Annotated in this window: 2 protein-coding genes and 1 pseudogene; 2 read left to right on the plus strand and 1 reads right to left on the minus strand. The window is 72.4% G+C overall.

The window, feature by feature from the left end; all coding sequences use genetic code 11:
• Nucleotides 1-112 (minus strand): annotated as a pseudogene (locus BI06_RS53285) (GatB/YqeY domain-containing protein); the annotation flags it as partial.
• A 134-nt stretch (nucleotides 113-246) separates the two neighbouring features.
• Here BI06_RS53285 and BI06_RS08230 point away from each other — a divergent pair.
• Nucleotides 247-861, plus strand: a complete 615-nt coding sequence (locus BI06_RS08230; protein ID WP_043466758.1) for an ABATE domain-containing protein — start codon at nucleotides 247-249, stop codon at nucleotides 859-861.
• Between the two features lie 66 nt (nucleotides 862-927).
• Nucleotides 928-1,349 (plus strand): metallophosphoesterase (locus tag BI06_RS08235; protein ID WP_043467443.1); only part of this gene is annotated, 422 nt, incomplete at its 3' end.

Raw genomic sequence — 1,349 nt, forward strand, 5'->3', positions numbered from 1 at the left:
CCTCGCTGGTGACGGCCGACAGCGTGAGCCGGATGGTGGACGAGCGCAGCTCGTCCCGGTCCCTGATGGCAGCCGTCAGGTCCTGGTGCAGCTGCTCCTTGAGCGTCGTCATGGCCCCGAGTCTCCCACCTGCCACGTTCCGGTGCCCACCATTAACGCCACCCGTCCGCTCCCCCTCCCCTGCGCCCTTCCCACACTCTTCCCTGCGCCCTTCCCTCACCATCGATAACCTCTTAAACTGGTTACATGACGGACGAGCGAAGCCCCGGTCTGGTCCTGCACTACCCCGGCGGAGCACGCTTCCACTTCGACCCGGGCGCGCTCTGCCTGGAACTGCTGCCCACCGGCGGCCCCGGCCCCTACGCCCGGTACGAGATCCTGCACCGGCCGTCCGACCTGCTGGAGTGGCTCGGACAGTCCCGGCTCGGCCTGCCGGCGGACGCCGTCCGGATCAGCGACGACCAACTGGCCGCCGTCCGCACCCTGCGGGACGCCCTCCGGCGCCTCACCGCGGCCCGCGCGAGCGGTGGCCGCGCCCCCGCCGATCCCGCCGACCACACGGTGCTCAACCGCGCCGCCGCCCGGCCGCCGCTCGCCCCGCAGATCGCCCCCGACGGCACCGCGGCGCCGCCCCTGCCCGGCAACGGCGACCAGCTCGCCTCCACCCTCGCCCGCGACGCCATCGCCCTGTTCACCGGCCCGTACACGGACCGGATCCGCGAATGCGGCGCCGATGACTGCCAGCTGCTCTTCGTCGACACCTCGCGACCGGGCCGACGGCGCTGGTGCTCGATGGAGCGCTGCGGCAACCGCCACAAGGTCCGGGCCCTGCGCGCCCGGCGCGAACGACCCGAGGGGTGACCGGACGTGTCCCCGGGCGCACCCCGACAGTTCACCTGCTGATCCGCCGTCTGAGAGCATGGACCGATGCGACCGCTGTACTCCGTTCCCCTCGGAATCGCCGCCACCGGCGCCGCCTGCCTCGCCTACTCCGTTGGGTACGAGGTCCGTTCCTTCCGCCTCCGCCGGGTCGAGGTCCCGGTCCTCCCCCGAGGCGCCCGACCCATCCGGGTACTGCAGGTCTCCGACATCCACATGGTGAGCGGCCAGGGCAGGAAGCAGCGCTGGCTGCAGAGCCTCGCCGGCCTCCGGCCCGACCTGGTGGTCAACACCGGCGACAACCTCTCCGACCCGGAGGGCGTCCCCGCCACCCTGGACGCGCTCGGCCCACTGATGGACTTCCCCGGCGTCTACGTCTTCGGGTCCAACGACTACTACGGCCCCGCCCGCAAGAACCCCGCCCGCTACCTCCAGGCCATGCGCACCGGCAGCCACGGCATGAACAACGC

Origin of the sequence: Kitasatospora sp. MBT66 (genome assembly GCF_000710405.2) — a bacterium.
GTDB classification, from domain to species: Bacteria; Actinomycetota; Actinomycetes; order Streptomycetales; family Streptomycetaceae; genus Kitasatospora; species Kitasatospora purpeofusca.